Here is a 16,833-nt window from a genome sequence, read left to right as displayed (position 1 = left end):
GAAAAAAACACATCATTCTAAAGTTAAATATTTAAAGTATGTTTTAAAGCAAAACCTTTATTATGAAGCGTTTCTGTAAGCTGTTGGCGTTAAATTAGTATATTTTTTGAAAGATGTATTAAAAGAAGATTTTGAATTAAAACCTACTTCGTATAAAATTTCCAAAACCGTAAATTGACTTTTTGAAGGATCTTTCAAGATATTCATAGCTTTCTGAATACGATATTCATTCACAAAATCAAAAAAATGTTGATTGATATGATGATTAATTAAAACCGATAAATCACGAACAGGAATTTCAATTTGATTCGACAACTGCTGAATAGTCAACGAAGGATCAAGAAATGGCTCTTTTTCTATCATATAGTCTTTCAAAGCTTTAATTTGTGACTGAATCAAATCATTTTGCACATTTATTGGTTCCGACTTGTCTTCAACCTCAGGCAGAATATCTTTTGTTAATTTCAATTTGGAATTAACTCCTCTAAAAAGTTCAGGATGTTTTAGTGCTTTCATTATAAACCAGCAAGTTATAAACAAAGCAACACTTCCGACCAATACATTTGCCCACATAAATATTTCTCTGAAGCCACTATAGCGCAATATATTCTTTAATGCTACGATTGAGTGTGCGATAAGAAAAACACAGGTTATCTGAAAAAGCCATTTGTAAGTTGCCGTGCTCGGATTTGCATAGTTTTCTAAATAGATTTCTCTATATTTTCTCAATATTAAAAAGACACTAACAATGTAAAATACATATTGAAATTCAACTAAAATCTGAATAAAATAGATCTCGGGCATTTGATTTAAAAGCGGTAAAAATTCTTCTAAAGTTAAATTATATCTTAAATAAATTCTAGGAATAAAAACTAGATTTACCAATACAAAAGGCAATGCATGAAACAAGTGTTTCCATTTCAGTTTAAAATCAGAATAACAGACCGCCAATACAAAAAGATAAAATAAAGGCATTCCTAACAAACATCCAGTTGATCTGAAAATTTCCCAATTTAGCTGGATTCGGTTAGCTGCATCAATAAAAAATCCGCTTAAATCGACAGCAGAAAAGATAAAAAACCACGCAAATAATCGGTTTGCGAGTTTATTTTCTGTTTTAACCGTCAATAAAAAAAACGCAAGCAATAACGAAACAAAAACCGAAATTCGACCAATTCCCTGCAATAAATCTATTTTATCCATTTATCTATTAATATTTTAACAAATATAATATTTTCGTTTTTGTAACAAAGCTTGGTCAAAGTAGTCCTTATAAAGAAAAAATAAAAGAAAAAAAAGAGTATAAATCTTTGAGACATTGCAAGATTGAGATAAAATATATTAATTTTGACGAGTCTAAATAACACTAAAAATGACATTTACTAAAACCACTGAACAAGCATCCAAATACGAACATTTAGAGAAAATGTCTGTTCATGAATTGTTGTTCAATATTAATGAGGAAGATAAAACAGTTCCTTATGCCGTGGAGAAAGCTCTTCCGCAAATAGAAGCTTTAATTCCGCAGATTGTTGCAAAGCTTAAACTTGGCGGCAGATTGTTTTATATTGGAGCAGGAACTTCTGGACGTCTTGGAGTGGTTGACGCATCTGAATGTCCACCTACTTTTGGTGTTCCGTTTGATCTTGTAAATGGTATTATTGCAGGAGGAGACACAGCCATTAGACGTGCCGTCGAAAATGCTGAAGACAATCAAACGCAAGCGTGGATTGACTTGCAAAATTATAATATCAATTCAAATGACGTAGTAATCGGAATTGCGGCTTCTGGCACAACTCCTTACGTAATTGGTGGTTTAGAAACTTGTAATCAAAACAACATAATTACAGGCTGTATTACTTGTAATGCGGGAAGTCCGTTGGCTTTGACCGCGCAATTTCCTATTGAAGTGGTGGTTGGACCGGAATTTGTTACCGGAAGTTCAAGAATGAAAGCCGGAACTGCTCAGAAATTAGTTTTAAATATGATTTCGACAGCAGCCATGATTCAGCTTGGAAAAGTGAGGGGAAATAAAATGATCGATATGCAGCTGACTAACGTTAAACTGGTTGATCGCGGCGTAAAAATGATTATGGGAGAAATTCCTGTTTCTTATGAAGAAGCATCAGAATTATTAAAAAATTATGGCAGCGTAAGAAATGCTGTTGACAATTATAAAAAGTAAGAAGTTTTTTGGTGAAATGTGAGCTGAATAATGCTTCAATATTTTACCGCAAAGCACACAAAGGTTTACCCAAGGTTCGCAAGGTTTTTTCACAAAACTTTGCGACCTTTGTGTTTAAATACAAGTCAACAACTTGAAACAAAAAGAAACTTGAAACAAACCAAATGGCAACAAATAAAGATTTACTGAGAAAAGGAGTTAAATATCTAACTGGCGCTCTTCCTTTGATGTTTCTTGGTCCAACATTAATTTACAATGCTTTCATGAATCAGCATACAAACTGGCATTATCTGGTTCTAGGAATCGGAATTGCAGCTTGTTTAGGTTCTATGGCACTGATTTTTATTGGATTGAAAATCATTATGAAAGGTATATTTAATGACTAATTTGTATCTTTACTAAAATTCTTTATTATGGATATACAAGCAGAAATAAACTGGATTCATCAAGAAATTGATAAAATGAAAGATCCTTCTTTCGTTGAAAAACTAAAACACCTCCTACAATCTATCAATAATACCGCAATTGACTCAGATACAGCTTATAATTTAGATATTGAAAATGCCTTAGAAAACATTAAAAAAGGTAATTTTTATACTGAAGATCAAGCCAAAGAAATTGCGAAAAAATGGGGAAGAAAATAATTTGGTCAAGCGATGCTTTAAACCAGTTAGAAGACATTCATTTTTACATTTTCTTTGAAAGTAAATCACTTAGAATTGCAGATAAAGTAATTAATACCATTTTTGATAGTACCGAAATCCTAAAAACGCAGCCTGAAATTTACAAACTTGATAAACAAAAAACCAACAATGATGGTAATTTTAGAGTTTATTCTGTTTATGACTACGCTGTTTCTTATCAAATAACCCAACGATTCAATTTTCATATTACGTGTTCGTCATAACGCTCGCAAATCAAAAAAACATTCATGGAAGAAATAATTCACATTCAGAAAACATTTGAAAAAGTTGTTTATATTGATAAAAAAATAAACAATCGCGAGTTTGAAGACTGTGTTTTTAAAAACTGTGATTTTTCAAATAGTAATTTTAATTCTAATACTTTTCTAGACTGCGAATTTATCGATTGTAATTTATCAATGACCAGTTTGGCAGGAACGAGTTTAAAAAACGTCACTTTTAGAAATTGCAAACTTTTAGGGATCGCTTTTAATGAATGTGATGACTTTTTATTCCAGGTTCATTTTGAAGAATGTGTTTTAGATTACGCCCTTTTTTCTAATAAAAAAATGCCTAAAACCAAGTTTATCAATTCTTCTGTTCGCGAGGTAACCTTTATTGGAACTAATTTAACGAGTTCTGTTTTTGACAATTGCGATCTTGATGGAGCGATTTTCAACGAAACACAATTGGCCTCTGTCAATTTTAAAACAGCTTACAATTACAAAATTGATCCCGAATTCAATCCGATGAAAAAAGCCCAGTTTTCTACAGAAGGAATTGTTGGGCTTTTAGAGAAATATGATATTAAAATTGTATAAATTATGAGTGCTGATAATTCTTATTTAGAAAGTGCAAAAAAGCAATTTTTATACTACAAAACACTTGGAGAAAAAGCAATTGACCAACTTGAACCCGAACAACTTTTTATTGCTGTAAACGAAGACACCAACAGCATTGCCACTATTATAAAACATATTTCAGGTAACATGCTTTCGCGATGGACTGATTTTTTAACTTCTGACGGAGAAAAAGAATGGCGCAACCGCGATGCCGAATTTGAAAATGATTTACAATCGAAAGAAGAGGTTTTAGAAATTTGGAATAAAGGTTGGAATTGTCTTGAAAATGCTTTAGAAAGCTTGAAACCAGAACAACTTTCTGATATCATTTATATTAGAAATGAAGGTCATACGGTAATTGAAGCCATAAATCGTCAGTTGGCACATTATCCCTATCATGTTGGACAGATTGTTTTTTACGCCAAACAATTGAAAAAAAGCGAATGGAATAGTTTGTCGATTCCGAAGAATAAATCGGGAAATTACAATGCTGAAAAGTTTGCCAAAGAAAAAGAAATCAAGAACTTTACCGACGATGAACTAAAAAGATTGAAATAACATATCTTCCAAAATATGAAATCAAAAAACAACGAAACACATCATTTTTTGCCTAGTGGCGAATGGGAAGGTTTTTATTGTTATTCTAACTCTCCACAGCAGCACAAAATGTCTATCAGTTTAAATTTTTCCAATTTGAAGGTTTCTGGTTCTGGAACTGATGATGTGGGCTCTTTCAAGTGGAATGGCAGTTATAATCTGGAAGATTTTAAGATCAAAATGGTTAAAACTTACCCTACGCATCCTATAAATTACAAGGGAGATATTGATGAAAATGGTATTTGGGGAATGTGGGATAATCCAGAAGATTTAAGCTTTTTTGATGAATATTCGCCCGCATTTAAACAACAAGTAAAAGCGATGACATTTGGTGGCTTTCATATCTGGCCCAAAGCAGTAGGCAACGAATCTAAAGAAGAGCTGAAAGAAGAAGTCAAAGAATCAAAAAAACTAAAAGAATTTTATATTCAAAAAGTGTAATTATAATACCATTATCTATTGTTACACCAAATGCCCTAACCCTGATTGAAATGGAAAGCAGGATTAGCTCCTAAAAAAACTTATTAAAAATGAAAAAAATTATATTCCTATTACCCGTTCTGGCTCTCGTTTCTTGTTATAATGCTGAACACAATTGTAAAGATTTTAAAACCGGAAAATTCAAATTCGAATACGAAGTAAATGGCGTTAAAAAAACGACTCTTTTTGAACGTAAAGAAGATATCGAAATTGAAACCTTTGAAGGTAAAACAGATACTGCTACGATACGTTGGGTAAGCGATTGCGAATATGTATTGCAAAAAAAACACCCAAAAAACATGGCTGAAGAAAAAGCAATCAGCATGAAAATTTTAACAACTTCCAAAGATTCTTACACTTTTGAATTTGGAATGGTTGGTTCTGAAGAAAAACAGCGCGGTACGGTTTATAAAATAGATTAAAAATGCTCTTTTAAAAAATATAAAAGCTCCCAAAGGAGCTTTTTTTATTATACTCATTTTTGTCATTTCGAGGAACGAGAAATGACAAACTACATGAATAAAATTTTTCTATAAAAGACCTTTGTTCCTTTGTCACTTTGCTACTTTGTCCCTTTAAAGCAAATTATTGTAACGTGTTTCTTTTACATTTCTATTTAAAATAGTACATTAGAACCTTAATCTAACCCTATGAAAAATACCATTTCGCAAAGAGTTGCAGACTTTTTAAAGAACTATCCGCCTTTTAATTTCCTACATCAAAGAGATTTAGAAAAACTGTCTGAGCAGATTTCGATTATTTACAAAGAAAAAGATGCCGTAATCTTTGCGGAGAATGACAAAACTCATGATTCTTTTTATGTTGTTCACAAGGGCGCTGTGGCTTTAAAAAAAAGTACTAAAAATACGGTTTTAGATATGTGTGATGAAGGTGACATCTTTGGACTTCGACCTCTTTTAGCACAAGAAAATTATATTATGGAAGCCAGCGCACATGAAGAAAGTATTTTATATGCTATTCCAATTGCGGTTTTTAAACCATATGCCTTGGAAAATAGAAATGTTGGTAATTTCCTTATTGAAAGTTATGCTTCAAATACCGGAAATCCTTATTCCGATATCCATAAAGATAAATTATATGGTGATGATTTATTAGATGATCATCTGCATTCCAACAATCATTCTTTTGATTTGACTCCAATAAAATATTCTAAGAAAATTGTGACTTGCAGTCCTTCTACGACCGTAAAGGATATTGCCACAATTATGAGTAAAAAGAAAGTCGGTGCAATTTTGATAGTCGATGAAATGCTTCCAATTGGTATTTTGACTGACAAAGATCTTAGAAATAAGATTGTTACAGGAGATTTCCCAATTACAACCACTGCCGAAACGATAATGACGAAACCTGTTATTACATATCCCAAAAAAATGACGGTTACCGAAGCACAAATGGCGATGATGAAAAGCAACATCAGCCATTTATGCCTAACAAAAGATGGAACTATAAACACAAAAGCAGTCGGTATTTTATCGAAGCATGATGTTATGGTGGCACTTGGAAATAATCCGGCAGTTTTAATTAAAGCCTTGAAACGCACCAAAAAAATCAAGGAAATAAAGCCAATTCGAAATCAAATTATGCAATTACTGCAAGGTTATTTGGATCAAAATATCCCGATGACTCTGATTACCAAAATCATTACAGAACTTAATGAAGCCTGTACTGCACGCGTAATCGAAATTTGTATTGAAAAAATGAGCAGTCCACCACCTGTAAAGTTTGCCTGGCTGGCAATGGGAAGTCAAGGCCGCGGCGAACAAATGTTACATACCGATCAGGATAATGCAATTGTTTACGAAAATGTTAATGAAGTTTTTAGAGATGAAACTAGAATCTATTTTCAAAAATTTGCAGGTCTAGTTAATAAAGGCTTATTTGAAATTGGTTATGATTATTGCCCTGCAGAAATGATGGCTTCTAACCCAAAATGGTGTATGAGCCTTGGTGAATGGAAAGATCAAGTGCATCACTGGATTACTAATCCTGGTAAAAATGAGGTTTTACTTTCTTTTATTTTCTTTGATTATAGTTCGACTTACGGCGATACGGAGATTGTAAGTCAATTATCCGATTATATCTTTGAAACCATAAAAGCCAATCCGATTTTTTATATGCATTTGGTAAGTGGAGCTTTGCAAAGCCCATCTCCAACCGGTTTCTTTAGACAATTTTTGGTAGAACAAGATGGTGCCAATAAGGATAATTTTGATATTAAACGAAGAGCTTTGATGCCTCTTACCGATGCTGCACGTGTTTTAATTTTATCACATTCTATTAAAGGAATCAGTAATACCGCAGAGCGTTTCGAAAAATTAGCAGAATTAGAGCCTAACAATCGAGAATTATATCTGTCTTGCTCCTATTCATTTAAAGCATTACTGAAATTCAGAACCAAACAAGGTCTTTTACACCATGATTCGGGCCAGTTTATTGAACTAGAATCTTTAACAAAAATGGAAAAAATTAAACTGAAACGTACTTTTAAAACAATTAAAGAGCTTCAAGAACTTATTTCTGTACGTTTTAATATCTCAAATCTGGTATAATCATGAGTTTATTCAATTTTTGGAAAAAAGAGGAAGATTTATTTGATGAGAATATCTCTATCGAAGAAACTCGTTTTGTGGTTCTGGATACCGAAACTACTGGTTTTGATTATGATAATGATCGAATATTATGCATTGGCGCCCTAATCCTTCAAAACGGAATTATCTCCATTCAAAACAGTTTCGAGGTTTATTTAGAACAAGAACATTATGATAAATCTACTGCTCAAATTCATGGAATTTTGAAGGCTTTTGTTATTCCGCGTCCCACAGAATTAGAGGCTTTGCAACAGTTTTTAGATTTTTTGGGAGACTCCATAATCATTGCACATCATACCATTTTTGATGTTACGATGATTAATAAAGCTTTAGAAAGAAATGGTCTTCCTCAACTAACCAATAGAAGTTTAGACACCGCTTATTTGTATAAAAAGACCTTAATTCAATCCCACTTATTTGAACGAAAGGACCATTATTCGTTAGATGATTTAGCAGATAAATTTGATATTTCAAAAAAAGATCGTCATACTGCTTTGGGCGATGCCTATATTACTGCTTTGGCTTTTCTTAAAATTGTCAGAAAGTTAAAAGACAAAAAGGCGACCAATTTAAATCAGCTTTTTAAATCACTTTAAGTTTTTTTTAAGAGTCTTAAATTTACATTTACCGTCTTAAATTTACCATTTAATAATACAAGACTTATAAAAATTAGCAATAAGGAAAGACAGTCATAACACGTATGTTGTTTTTGAAAGATAGCTTTGCTCTGATCAAAAAAAACACAAAATTTATGAAAGCTAACTTATTACAATCAATTACCTTGTTGGGAATTGCAGGACTTCTTGCAATCAGTTGCCAGGATGATGACAAAAAATCTTCAAATGAAGTAAATGCCAGCATCGATTTTACCTCACATTCAAAAGTACCTGCTTTTGTTTACCCAATGGCTGGTTTCGAAAACTTAAAAATCAGTACTTTAATTGCAAGTTCAGATGTATTGCCAAATTCTCCAACATTCGTTTATGGTGCTCAACCTGATGGTGCTGGATTAATGAAAGATCCAAACGGAGATGGTTACATTTTAATTACAAACCACGAGATTTTACAATCTGTTTCCAGAGTTTATTTAGACAAGACTTTCAAACCAGTAAAAGGTGACTATTTGGTTGACGGAGTTGGAGGTTTAACTCGTTTGTGTTCTGCAACATTAGCAACTCCTGAAATTCACGGATTTGGACCAATTTTCTTAACTGCTGGAGAAAGTGGTGAGGAAAGTATGGTTCACGGAATCAATCCGCTTGGAGCATCTTCTGATAAAGCAAGAAAAGACAGAGTTTTACCAGCTTTAGGAAAAGCAAGTATGGAAAATGCTGTACCATTGCCAAAAGAAGCATATCCTGGAAAAACAGTTATTTTAATTGGAGAAGACCAATCTTACGGTACTTCACACGTAAGTGCAGGACAATTAATTATGTATGTAAGTACGGTTGGTGATTTATCAAACGGAAAACTATATGCTTTAAAAAGAACTGACGGAAATCAGGTTGAAACTACTATAACATTAAACAATTCTTATCCTGTAGAATTTGTTGAAATTCCAAATGCCAAAAACTTAACTGGAGCCGTAATCAATACAACTGTAAATGATTTAAAAGCAATTCGTTTTTCGAGAGTTGAAGACGTAGATTACAGAAAAGGAAGTGCAACAAACAACAGAGAAGTATATTTTACTGCAACAGGTCAGGCTACAAATAATGCTCCTGTTCAAGGATATACAATGTGGGGAAGAGTTTACAAATTAAAATTGGATGCTACTAATCCTTTAAAAGGAACTTTAGAGTTAGCCGTTGAAGGTGATAGTACTCCAGGAACTGGAATCATCAATCCTGATAACTTATGTGTAACCGAGAACTACGTTTATATTCAAGAAGACGGTGATAGTTATTATGCAGATGCAAAGCACGATTCATACATCTGGCAATATAATATCGCTACAAAACAAAATAAACCATGGTTAAACATGAACCACAAAAGAACTGATGCAGCATGGAATACTCTTTACAACCAAACTGGTGAAATGAGACTAGGAAGCTGGGAATTTGGTGCTATGGAAGATATTTCAGATATCATTGGAGTTCCAGATACTTTCACAGTAAATATTCACCCTCATACTTGGCAGAGTGATGCTTTCAAAAATGCTGATGGTTCTGGAATCAATACTAATAAAGAAGGTGGTCAAACTGTAATTATTAGAAACGTACAACGATAATAATTTCAATTTAAAAAATCTATAACAACCCTTATTTTTCAATAAGGGTTGTTGCTATTAATATCCTATTATGAAATTAAAGCATTTTACTTTTCTGTTTTTTACCCTTTGTTTGTTTTTTTCTTGTAAACAAAATGAAGTTTCCAAAACTACTGTTAAACAACATCTTCTTGTTGATTTAAACAAACTAAATAATGAAATTTTACATTTTCAAAAGCTTATCAATACGAACGCTTCGTCTAACCAAATTGTTGAACAGTTCACTAAATCCCGTTTATTTTATAAAAAAGTAGAATGGGCAATTGAATATTTTGTTCCGGAAACAGCAAGATTTATGAACGGACCCGCTTTGGATGAAATGGAATTGGAAGAAAACAGATCATTTGAACCGCATGGTTTTCAGGTTATAGAGGAAATGATTTATCCTGAATATAAAATTGAGGACAAAGAAAATGTTATCAGAGAATTAAATATTTTCCAGTCGAATATCAAGCAATTACAAAGCACTTTTGAAGTTATTGCTATAAGCGACGACTATGTTTTAGATGCCATTCAGCAAAATGTATTCAGAGTAATTACATTAGGAATTACAGGGTTTGACAGTCCAATTCTGCAATCCTCAATTCCTGAAGCAGGCGAAAGTCTTATTTCTATTTCAGAGCCTCTTCAGATTATTAATGAAAATAGCAAAACATCAGATGAATTAAAGAATTTGACATCAAAAGCAAAACTGTACTGCAAGAAGAACAACAATTTCAATTCTTTTGACAGAGCTTTTTTTATTACTGAATATTTAAATCCAATTTCAAAAAAAATAAAAGCTTTTCAGAAAGAGCAAAGTATAAAAAACGTAAACAAAATAAAGCCCTTAAAGCAAAATATTGAAACTTTATTTGATAAAAATGCTTTCGATGTGAATGCTTTTGTACTCTCAAAAGATTATAATTTTACTGCTGATAAAGCAAAACTAGGAGAAAAACTGTTTTATGACACCAGTCTTTCTAAAAATAATGACAGAAGCTGCGCTAGCTGTCATCATCCCGAAAAAGCTTTTACTGACGGTTTAAAAACAAATGTTTCCTTAACAGGTTCTAATTTAGCCAGAAACACCCCAACCCTAACCTATGCCTCTTTGCAAAATGCTCAATTTTGGGATATGCGTCAGTTAGATTTAGAAAAACAGAGTGTAGATGTTATTCAGAATAAAGATGAAATGCATGGCTCAATGGATGATATTCATGCTAAAATTCTATTGAATGACGAATATATCAATCTTTTCAAAAAAGCCTATCCAAGAACTACAAAACCCGAAGCCTGGCAGATTCAAAATGCCATAGCTAGTTATGTAAGATCATTAAATTCATTCGATTCTAGATTTGACGAATATATGAGAGGAAATAAAAACGCTTTAAACGTAGAAGAAATTCAAGGAATGAATCTTTTTATGGGAAAAGCAAAATGTGCAACGTGTCATTTTACGCCTCTGTTTAACGGAACCGTTCCTCCAAGTTATTCTAAAAGCGAACATGAAGTTATTGGAACACCTCAAGATGCATCTGGCAAGAAACTTAGCGCAGATCAAGGACGTTATCTATACAACAAAATGCCTCAATTGGTCGGTGCATTCAAAACGCCAACGGTTAGAAATGTAGCTGTAACAGCTCCTTATATGCATAATGGTGTTTTTAAAACCTTAGAAGAAGTCGTAGATTTTTATAACAAAGGAGGCGGACAAGGTTTAGGTTATGAAGTAGAAAACCAAACGTTACCTTTTGATGAATTAAAACTTACCAAAAATGAAGAAAAGGCTTTGGTAGCTTTTATGAAAACACTCACAGATAAGAAATACCAATAAAAACCAAAATAGATTTCAGTAAATCAAAAACGCCAGAAACTTGATGTTCTGGCGTTTTCTATTTTACTAATCTACAAATATTCGGTACGGAAAGACATTAGAAGATCTATTTTTCAGTTGTTTCAAGAAGCTATCACACAAATACTCCCACTCTGAATCCGATAAATATTTTTTTTCTTCTGGATTTGTTTTGATGTGAATGTCTACCGTTCGGCTAAAGCCTGATTTTACAGAAATTTCCTTGCGGGTTCCTTTTTCTAAACTAATATCAGTTATCGAATTCTTAAAATGATTAAAACCGAAAGCCTTAATATCAGCAAAAGTTACTATCCTACCTCTAGTTAATAAAGCATTTCGATAAGCTAAAATTCGATCTTTATTATTTTGCTTGTTTAAACCGCCAACAGTATTGGTCATTAAAATCGCATTTTTACTGATAAAGGCTAAATCTTTACAATCTAAAACAGTTCCTGCTTTAATGTCGTTTCCGTCTTCTGCGCAGGTTGACCAATAATTAATGTGAAAACTTTTGCCAACCGTATCATCATTTTTGGGCTTAATCATCAAATACGGATCATTATTTTTCGAGAAACTACTCTCTTTTGCCTGTTGCTCAACTGAAGCTAGCAATTGATTGATTTGCAAACCAAATGTATTATTAATTGGCGATCGAGGAATAGGAAAAACCATTTTAATTGATACTCTGGTTCAAAATGTAATAGACAATCAAATTCCTGATGTTTTAAATAAGGTACAGCTTTTTGAATTAGATTTATCAACATTAATTGCTGGAGCAACTTATAAGGGAGAAATTGAGGATCGTTTAAAAAATTGCATTCAGGAACTAGAGCAATTTCCGAAAGCTATTTTGATTATCGAAGAAATTCATACGCTTCTCGATAAAAATGGTGACTCTGGAGTATCCAATGTTTTAAAAGGAGAATTAGCAAAAGGATTAAACATTATAGCAACTTCAACAATTGATGAATTCTCAAAAAAAATAGAGAAAGAACAAGGTCTTTCAGGCATGTTTGAAATTGTGAAACTAGAAGAATCAGATGATGAGACTTTATTTCGTATGATTAGGGAATCTATTAAATCTTATCAAGAACATCATAAAATACAAATTGACAACGAAACGATTTCTGAATCTATTCGATTATCCAAAAGGTATTTAAAAGAGAAAAGTCTTCCGGAATCGGCCATAAATCTGATAGATCATACAATGTCTGTTCTAAAAACTTCTGGCGAAACTTTTTTAAAAGAAAAACTTGCACTTATTAATAAACTAGAGATATTAAAGCAAAATCAAGAAGACTTATCAGAAGAACAATTGATTAAAGAATGCAACTGGTTTTTAACCGATATAGAAAACAAAACTGCTTTTTTAATGATCACTGATGAGGATAACAATCAAAAAAACTTTGAATCCTCTGAGGCAATTATCAATCATATTGAAAACCTTTTGCAACTAATTGAAAAAAGAGCTTTAGACAAAAGAGTTCATATTGAAGCTTTTGATTTATCTTTAATAATTGCTCAAAAAACAGGGATTCCCGCTGGCAAATTAAATGAAGAAGAGAAAAATAAACTAAACACAATTGAAGAAGTATTAAACAAGAGAGTTATTGGACAGGATCATTGCATCGCGACAGTTGCAGGTTCAATCTTAGAGTCACGATCAGGTTTAAGCAAGGCAGGTCAGCCCATTGCGTCTTTTTTCTTTTTAGGGCCAACAGGAACTGGAAAAACAGAATTAGCCAAAAGTTTAGCTGAATTTCTTTTTCAGGATGAAAATGCCATTATAAGATTTGATATGTCTGAATTTAAAGAAGAACATTCAGCAGCTTTACTTTATGGAGCGCCTCCTGGATATGTAGGATACGAAGAAGGTGGTTTATTAGTAAACAAAATTCGACAAAAGCCCTACTCTATTGTTTTATTTGACGAGATTGAAAAAGCACATACTTCGGTTTTTGATGTTTTCTTGCAAATTATGGACGAAGGAAAACTGCACGACCGTTTAGGGAAAGAAGGTGATTTTTCGAATGCAATTATCCTTTTTACTTCAAACATTGGCGCAGATCATATTGTGGAGACATTCAACAACGGTCAGATTCCGAGTTCAACTTCACTGATGGAGATTATGGGCAATTATTTCCGTCCTGAATTTTTAGGAAGGTTAACCGAAATTGTACCTTTTGCGCCTATCAGTAAAGAAAATGCTCTCAAAATATTTGAAATCCATCTTAAAAAAGAATTTACAGATTTATTGAAAAACATTAATATAACTGTTGAAATTCCGATTGAAGCCAAAACCTATCTTGCTGAAAATGGATTCAACGCCAAATATGGAGCCAGACCTATTAAAAGTATTATCAGAAGTCATTTGAGAAGACCTTTGGCAAAGAAAATAATTTCTGAAGAAGTGAAAGATGGCGACATCGTTTCGGTAATTATTGACAACAATGAAGTAAAATGGATTAAAGAAGAAATTGCTCCAGTTTAAAATTAATTGAATATAATCTATCATAAAAAAAAACGCTAAGAAATCAATCTTAGCGTTTTTCAATTATATTAATCCAAAACCAAACCAATCTGACCATCATCATCTAATTCAGTTTCTACAGGATCATCTTCTGAGATTTCTGGTTTCTCTGGAACTTCTTCTACAGGTTCTTCATAAGGAAGCGGATCTAATAAATTAACTTGTCTTAACTTATCAGTCGTTAATTGGTTTCCTAAGGCTTTAAAACCTTTTACGGCTATAAAGTCTTCAACATCAATATGAAGATCGTCTTTTTGAACTCCTTTTACTTTTGCAAAAACCAATTGCGCAACAGGGCGGTAATCGGTAGATACAATTTCTAACTGCGAATTTGGGTGATCTGTAATAAAGCTTTCTTCTTTACCTTCATTTTCCACAAGGAAACGTTTTAAGAAATAACGCTCTTTCTCTCCATCATAATAAATTGCAGAAATAGGTTTTTTAGGCTTCCATTTTTCCAACACAATCATATCTTCCTCAAAATGAGTTGATAATTCTGGTATAATAACCTTCAATTTTCCACTCTGACTGATTACTAAGATTTTATCACTTGGTTTAAATTCGCCCAACAACTCTCCCCTTGCATCAACATTTAAACGTTTTACGGTATCATCAAACCAAACTTTTCTTGGCAGTAAAGTCGAAATTCCTTTCTCTTTTAATTCAATTTTCTTGATTGGATATTTGGTAACTAAATTTCCTTTTGATCCACGGCCTTTAATCGCCAATTTAGCAAAATCAATATCGAATTTTAACTTTTTAATTGTTCCTATCTGACGTAATAATATCGTTACAACCTCAGCCTCTCCATTCGGATTATGCGAAAAATAAACCACTTGAGAACCATTTGTTCCGTTTGTTAAATCGTAAGCTTTATCACGTGTAACTCCTGTAACATTAAAACGTTTTATATAAGATGGACCCGATTTACCATCACGATACATCATATTATAAATGGTGCGTTTGTCATTTTTATCAAAAACCGCAGCATGTATAATGTCTTTTCCGATAAAAGTTTTGGCATCAACTTTTGTGATCATCATTGTTCCGTCTCGTAAAAACACGATAACATCATCAATATCAGAACAATCACCTACGTATTCGTCTTTCTTTAAACTTGTTCCCACGAAACCTTCTTCACGGTTTACGTATAGTTTTGTGTTACGTAAAACTACTTTTGTAGCCTCAACGTTATCAAAAACACGAAGTTCTGTTTGACGTTCACGCCCTTTTCCGTATTTCTCTTTTAATTTGGCAAAATACGCAATAGCAAAATCTGTAAGATGTTCTAAATTGTATTCTACCTCTTTCATTTCCTCTTCTAACTTCGAAATCAATTCATCAGCTTTATCTGAGTCAAAACGAGTGATACGAATCATCGGAATCTGAGTCAAACGCTGTAAATCGTCATCGTTAATTTCTCTTACGAATGATTTTTTGAAAGGCTCAAATCTATCATACAAGTATTTGTATAATGATTCTCTATCTCCGTATAATTTGAAGTCAATGTACATTTCTTCACGAATGAAGATTTTCTCCAAAGTAGAGAAATGCCATTTATTTTTTAGTTCTTCTAACTGAATTTCTAATTCCTGACGAAGTAAATCAACTGTTCTTTCTGTTGAAATTCTCAACATTTGAGAAACTCCGATAAACAAAGGCTTATTATCTTCAATAACACAGCCTAAAGGCGCTACAGATGTCTCACAAGCCGTAAATGCAAATAAAGCATCAATAGTTTTATCTGGCGAAACTCCCGGGAAAAGATGAATTAAAATCTCAACATCAGCAGCGGTATTATCTTCAATTTTTTTGATTTTGATTTTACCTTTTTCATTGGCTTTCAAAATACTGTCAATCAAAGTTGTCGTATTGGTTGAAAACGGAATTTGCGTAATTACTAATGTATTTTTATCTAATTGTGCAATCTTGGCACGCACACGCACACGTCCGCCACGCATTCCGTCGTTGTAATTCGAAACGTCGGCAATACCTTGCGTCATAAAATCAGGATAAAGCGTAAACGGCTTTCCTTTTAAGATTTTAATCGAAGCGTCAATTAATTCGTTGAAATTATGCGGTAAAACTTTTGTTGATAAACCAACCGCAATACCTTCAGCTCCTTGAGCCAAAAGCAATGGGAATTTTACTGGAAGATTGTTTGGTTCTGCACGACGTCCGTCATATGAAACTCCCCAATCTGTAATTTTTGGAGAATATAAAACCTCCAAAGCAAATTTAGATAAACGTGCCTCAATATAACGGGGCGCTGCTGCACCGTCGCCAGTTAAGATATTTCCCCAGTTTCCTTGGCAGTCAATCAACAAATCTTTCTGACCAATTTGTACCATTGCATCACCAATACTCGCATCTCCGTGTGGGTGATACTGCATGGTGTGCCCTACTACATTGGCAACTTTATTATAACGACCATCATCCAGCTCTTTTAACGAGTGCATAATACGACGCTGAACAGGCTTGAATCCGTCTTCGATAGCAGGAACGGCACGCTCCAGAATTACGTAAGATGCGTAATCCAGGAACCAGTCTTTGTACATTCCGGTTACTTTCGTAATAACGTCTTCTCCTTCTTCTTCCTGATTTTCGTAAAAATGCTGTCCTTCAAAATGTTTAGCATCTACGTCGATAATCTCATCGTCATCTCCATTTTGATTGTCTTCAATCTGGTTTTCATCCTGATTTTCGTCGTCGTTTGGAATTATGTTATCGTCTTCTTCGTCTTTCATTTTTTATGCTGAATTTATTTCAGTATTTTTTTCTATTTAATCTTAACAGAAGTATTC

The 16,833-nt window shown here is 33.1% G+C and carries 15 protein-coding genes and 1 pseudogene; 13 read left to right on the top strand and 3 right to left on the bottom strand.

What is annotated here, in order from left to right; translation table 11 throughout:
• Nucleotides 1-60 precede the first annotated feature (60 nt).
• A complete protein-coding gene (locus K6T82_RS07780) occupies nucleotides 61-1,203 on the bottom strand; it encodes a helix-turn-helix domain-containing protein (protein ID WP_223705370.1) in 1,143 nt (380 codons plus the stop codon).
• 169 nt (nucleotides 1,204-1,372) lie between these two features.
• Between K6T82_RS07780 and murQ the strand changes: the two genes are divergently transcribed.
• From murQ to K6T82_RS07720, 12 genes are all read left to right on the top strand, one after another.
• Nucleotides 1,373-2,185: an N-acetylmuramic acid 6-phosphate etherase gene (gene murQ / locus K6T82_RS07775; RefSeq protein WP_223705369.1), complete on the top strand. Its 813-nt coding sequence runs from the start codon at nucleotides 1,373-1,375 to the stop codon at nucleotides 2,183-2,185.
• A 164-nt stretch (nucleotides 2,186-2,349) separates the two neighbouring features.
• A complete protein-coding gene (locus tag K6T82_RS07770; protein ID WP_223705368.1) occupies nucleotides 2,350-2,571 on the top strand; it encodes a DUF6095 family protein in 222 nt (73 codons plus the stop codon).
• A gap of 27 nt (nucleotides 2,572-2,598) precedes the next feature.
• Nucleotides 2,599-2,829, top strand: a complete 231-nt coding sequence (locus tag K6T82_RS07765; protein WP_223705367.1) for a hypothetical protein — start codon at nucleotides 2,599-2,601, stop codon at nucleotides 2,827-2,829.
• Nucleotides 2,814-3,092: a type II toxin-antitoxin system RelE/ParE family toxin gene (locus tag K6T82_RS07760; RefSeq protein WP_223705366.1), complete on the top strand. Its 279-nt coding sequence runs from the start codon at nucleotides 2,814-2,816 to the stop codon at nucleotides 3,090-3,092. The genes K6T82_RS07765 and K6T82_RS07760 overlap by 16 nt, the downstream gene beginning before the upstream one ends.
• Nucleotides 3,093-3,116: 24 nt before the next feature.
• On the top strand, nucleotides 3,117-3,689 hold the full coding sequence (locus K6T82_RS07755) for a pentapeptide repeat-containing protein (protein WP_223705365.1): 573 nt from the start codon (nucleotides 3,117-3,119) through the stop codon (nucleotides 3,687-3,689).
• Nucleotides 3,690-3,692: 3 nt separating this feature from the next.
• Entirely contained in the window at nucleotides 3,693-4,268 is a 576-nt protein-coding gene (locus K6T82_RS07750; RefSeq protein WP_223705364.1) for a DUF1572 family protein, read from the top strand.
• A gap of 15 nt (nucleotides 4,269-4,283) precedes the next feature.
• On the top strand, nucleotides 4,284-4,748 hold the full coding sequence (locus tag K6T82_RS07745; protein ID WP_223705363.1) for a hypothetical protein: 465 nt from the start codon (nucleotides 4,284-4,286) through the stop codon (nucleotides 4,746-4,748).
• Nucleotides 4,749-4,837: 89 nt separating this feature from the next.
• Complete coding sequence (locus K6T82_RS07740) at nucleotides 4,838-5,209, top strand: DNA topoisomerase IV (protein ID WP_223705362.1); 372 nt, start codon at nucleotides 4,838-4,840, stop codon at nucleotides 5,207-5,209.
• 228 nt (nucleotides 5,210-5,437) lie between these two features.
• Nucleotides 5,438-7,357: a DUF294 nucleotidyltransferase-like domain-containing protein gene (locus tag K6T82_RS07735; protein WP_223705361.1), complete on the top strand. Its 1,920-nt coding sequence runs from the start codon at nucleotides 5,438-5,440 to the stop codon at nucleotides 7,355-7,357.
• 2 nt (nucleotides 7,358-7,359) lie between these two features.
• Nucleotides 7,360-7,992, top strand: coding sequence for a 3'-5' exonuclease (locus tag K6T82_RS07730; protein WP_223705360.1), 633 nt, complete (start codon nucleotides 7,360-7,362; stop codon nucleotides 7,990-7,992).
• Nucleotides 7,993-8,147: 155 nt separating this feature from the next.
• Entirely contained in the window at nucleotides 8,148-9,626 is a 1,479-nt protein-coding gene (locus K6T82_RS07725) for a PhoX family protein (protein WP_223705359.1), read from the top strand.
• A gap of 70 nt (nucleotides 9,627-9,696) precedes the next feature.
• Nucleotides 9,697-11,481, top strand: coding sequence for a cytochrome-c peroxidase (locus K6T82_RS07720; RefSeq protein WP_223705358.1), 1,785 nt, complete (start codon nucleotides 9,697-9,699; stop codon nucleotides 11,479-11,481).
• 66 nt (nucleotides 11,482-11,547) lie between these two features.
• On the opposite strand, the gene K6T82_RS07715 is transcribed toward K6T82_RS07720, so the two are convergent.
• Entirely contained in the window at nucleotides 11,548-12,126 is a 579-nt protein-coding gene (locus tag K6T82_RS07715; RefSeq protein WP_223705357.1) for a hypothetical protein, read from the bottom strand.
• Between K6T82_RS07715 and K6T82_RS07710 the strand changes: the two are divergent.
• Nucleotides 12,125-13,990, top strand: a pseudogene (locus K6T82_RS07710) (AAA family ATPase); the annotation flags it as partial. The gene K6T82_RS07715 and the pseudogene K6T82_RS07710 overlap by 2 nt on opposite strands.
• Before the next feature lie 68 nt (nucleotides 13,991-14,058).
• Here the strand turns inward: K6T82_RS07710 and K6T82_RS07705 are convergent.
• Nucleotides 14,059-16,776: a DNA gyrase/topoisomerase IV subunit A gene (locus tag K6T82_RS07705; protein ID WP_223705356.1), complete on the bottom strand. Its 2,718-nt coding sequence runs from the start codon at nucleotides 16,774-16,776 to the stop codon at nucleotides 14,059-14,061.
• Between the last annotated feature and the right edge of the window lie 57 nt (nucleotides 16,777-16,833).

Origin of the sequence: Flavobacterium potami, assembly GCF_020026915.1 — a bacterium.
Classification (GTDB): Bacteria; Bacteroidota; Bacteroidia; order Flavobacteriales; family Flavobacteriaceae; genus Flavobacterium; species Flavobacterium potami.
This window is presented reverse-complemented; position numbering and strand designations above follow the sequence as displayed.

Bases quoted from the DNA above. Each gene is read 5' to 3' on its own strand.
- K6T82_RS07780 (WP_223705370.1), bottom strand. From the start codon at position 1,203: ATGGATAAAATAGATTTATTGCAGGGAATTGGTCGAATTTCGGTTTTT.
- murQ (WP_223705369.1), top strand. From the start codon at position 1,373: ATGACATTTACTAAAACCACTGAACAAGCATCCAAATACGAACATTTA.
- K6T82_RS07770 (WP_223705368.1), top strand. From the start codon at position 2,350: ATGGCAACAAATAAAGATTTACTGAGAAAAGGAGTTAAATATCTAACT.
- K6T82_RS07765 (WP_223705367.1), top strand. From the start codon at position 2,599: ATGGATATACAAGCAGAAATAAACTGGATTCATCAAGAAATTGATAAA.
- K6T82_RS07760 (WP_223705366.1), top strand. From the start codon at position 2,814: ATGGGGAAGAAAATAATTTGGTCAAGCGATGCTTTAAACCAGTTAGAA.
- K6T82_RS07755 (WP_223705365.1), top strand. From the start codon at position 3,117: ATGGAAGAAATAATTCACATTCAGAAAACATTTGAAAAAGTTGTTTAT.
- K6T82_RS07750 (WP_223705364.1), top strand. From the start codon at position 3,693: ATGAGTGCTGATAATTCTTATTTAGAAAGTGCAAAAAAGCAATTTTTA.
- K6T82_RS07745 (WP_223705363.1), top strand. From the start codon at position 4,284: ATGAAATCAAAAAACAACGAAACACATCATTTTTTGCCTAGTGGCGAA.
- K6T82_RS07740 (WP_223705362.1), top strand. From the start codon at position 4,838: ATGAAAAAAATTATATTCCTATTACCCGTTCTGGCTCTCGTTTCTTGT.
- K6T82_RS07735 (WP_223705361.1), top strand. From the start codon at position 5,438: ATGAAAAATACCATTTCGCAAAGAGTTGCAGACTTTTTAAAGAACTAT.
- K6T82_RS07730 (WP_223705360.1), top strand. From the start codon at position 7,360: ATGAGTTTATTCAATTTTTGGAAAAAAGAGGAAGATTTATTTGATGAG.
- K6T82_RS07725 (WP_223705359.1), top strand. From the start codon at position 8,148: ATGAAAGCTAACTTATTACAATCAATTACCTTGTTGGGAATTGCAGGA.
- K6T82_RS07720 (WP_223705358.1), top strand. From the start codon at position 9,697: ATGAAATTAAAGCATTTTACTTTTCTGTTTTTTACCCTTTGTTTGTTT.
- K6T82_RS07705 (WP_223705356.1), bottom strand. From the start codon at position 16,776: ATGAAAGACGAAGAAGACGATAACATAATTCCAAACGACGACGAAAAT.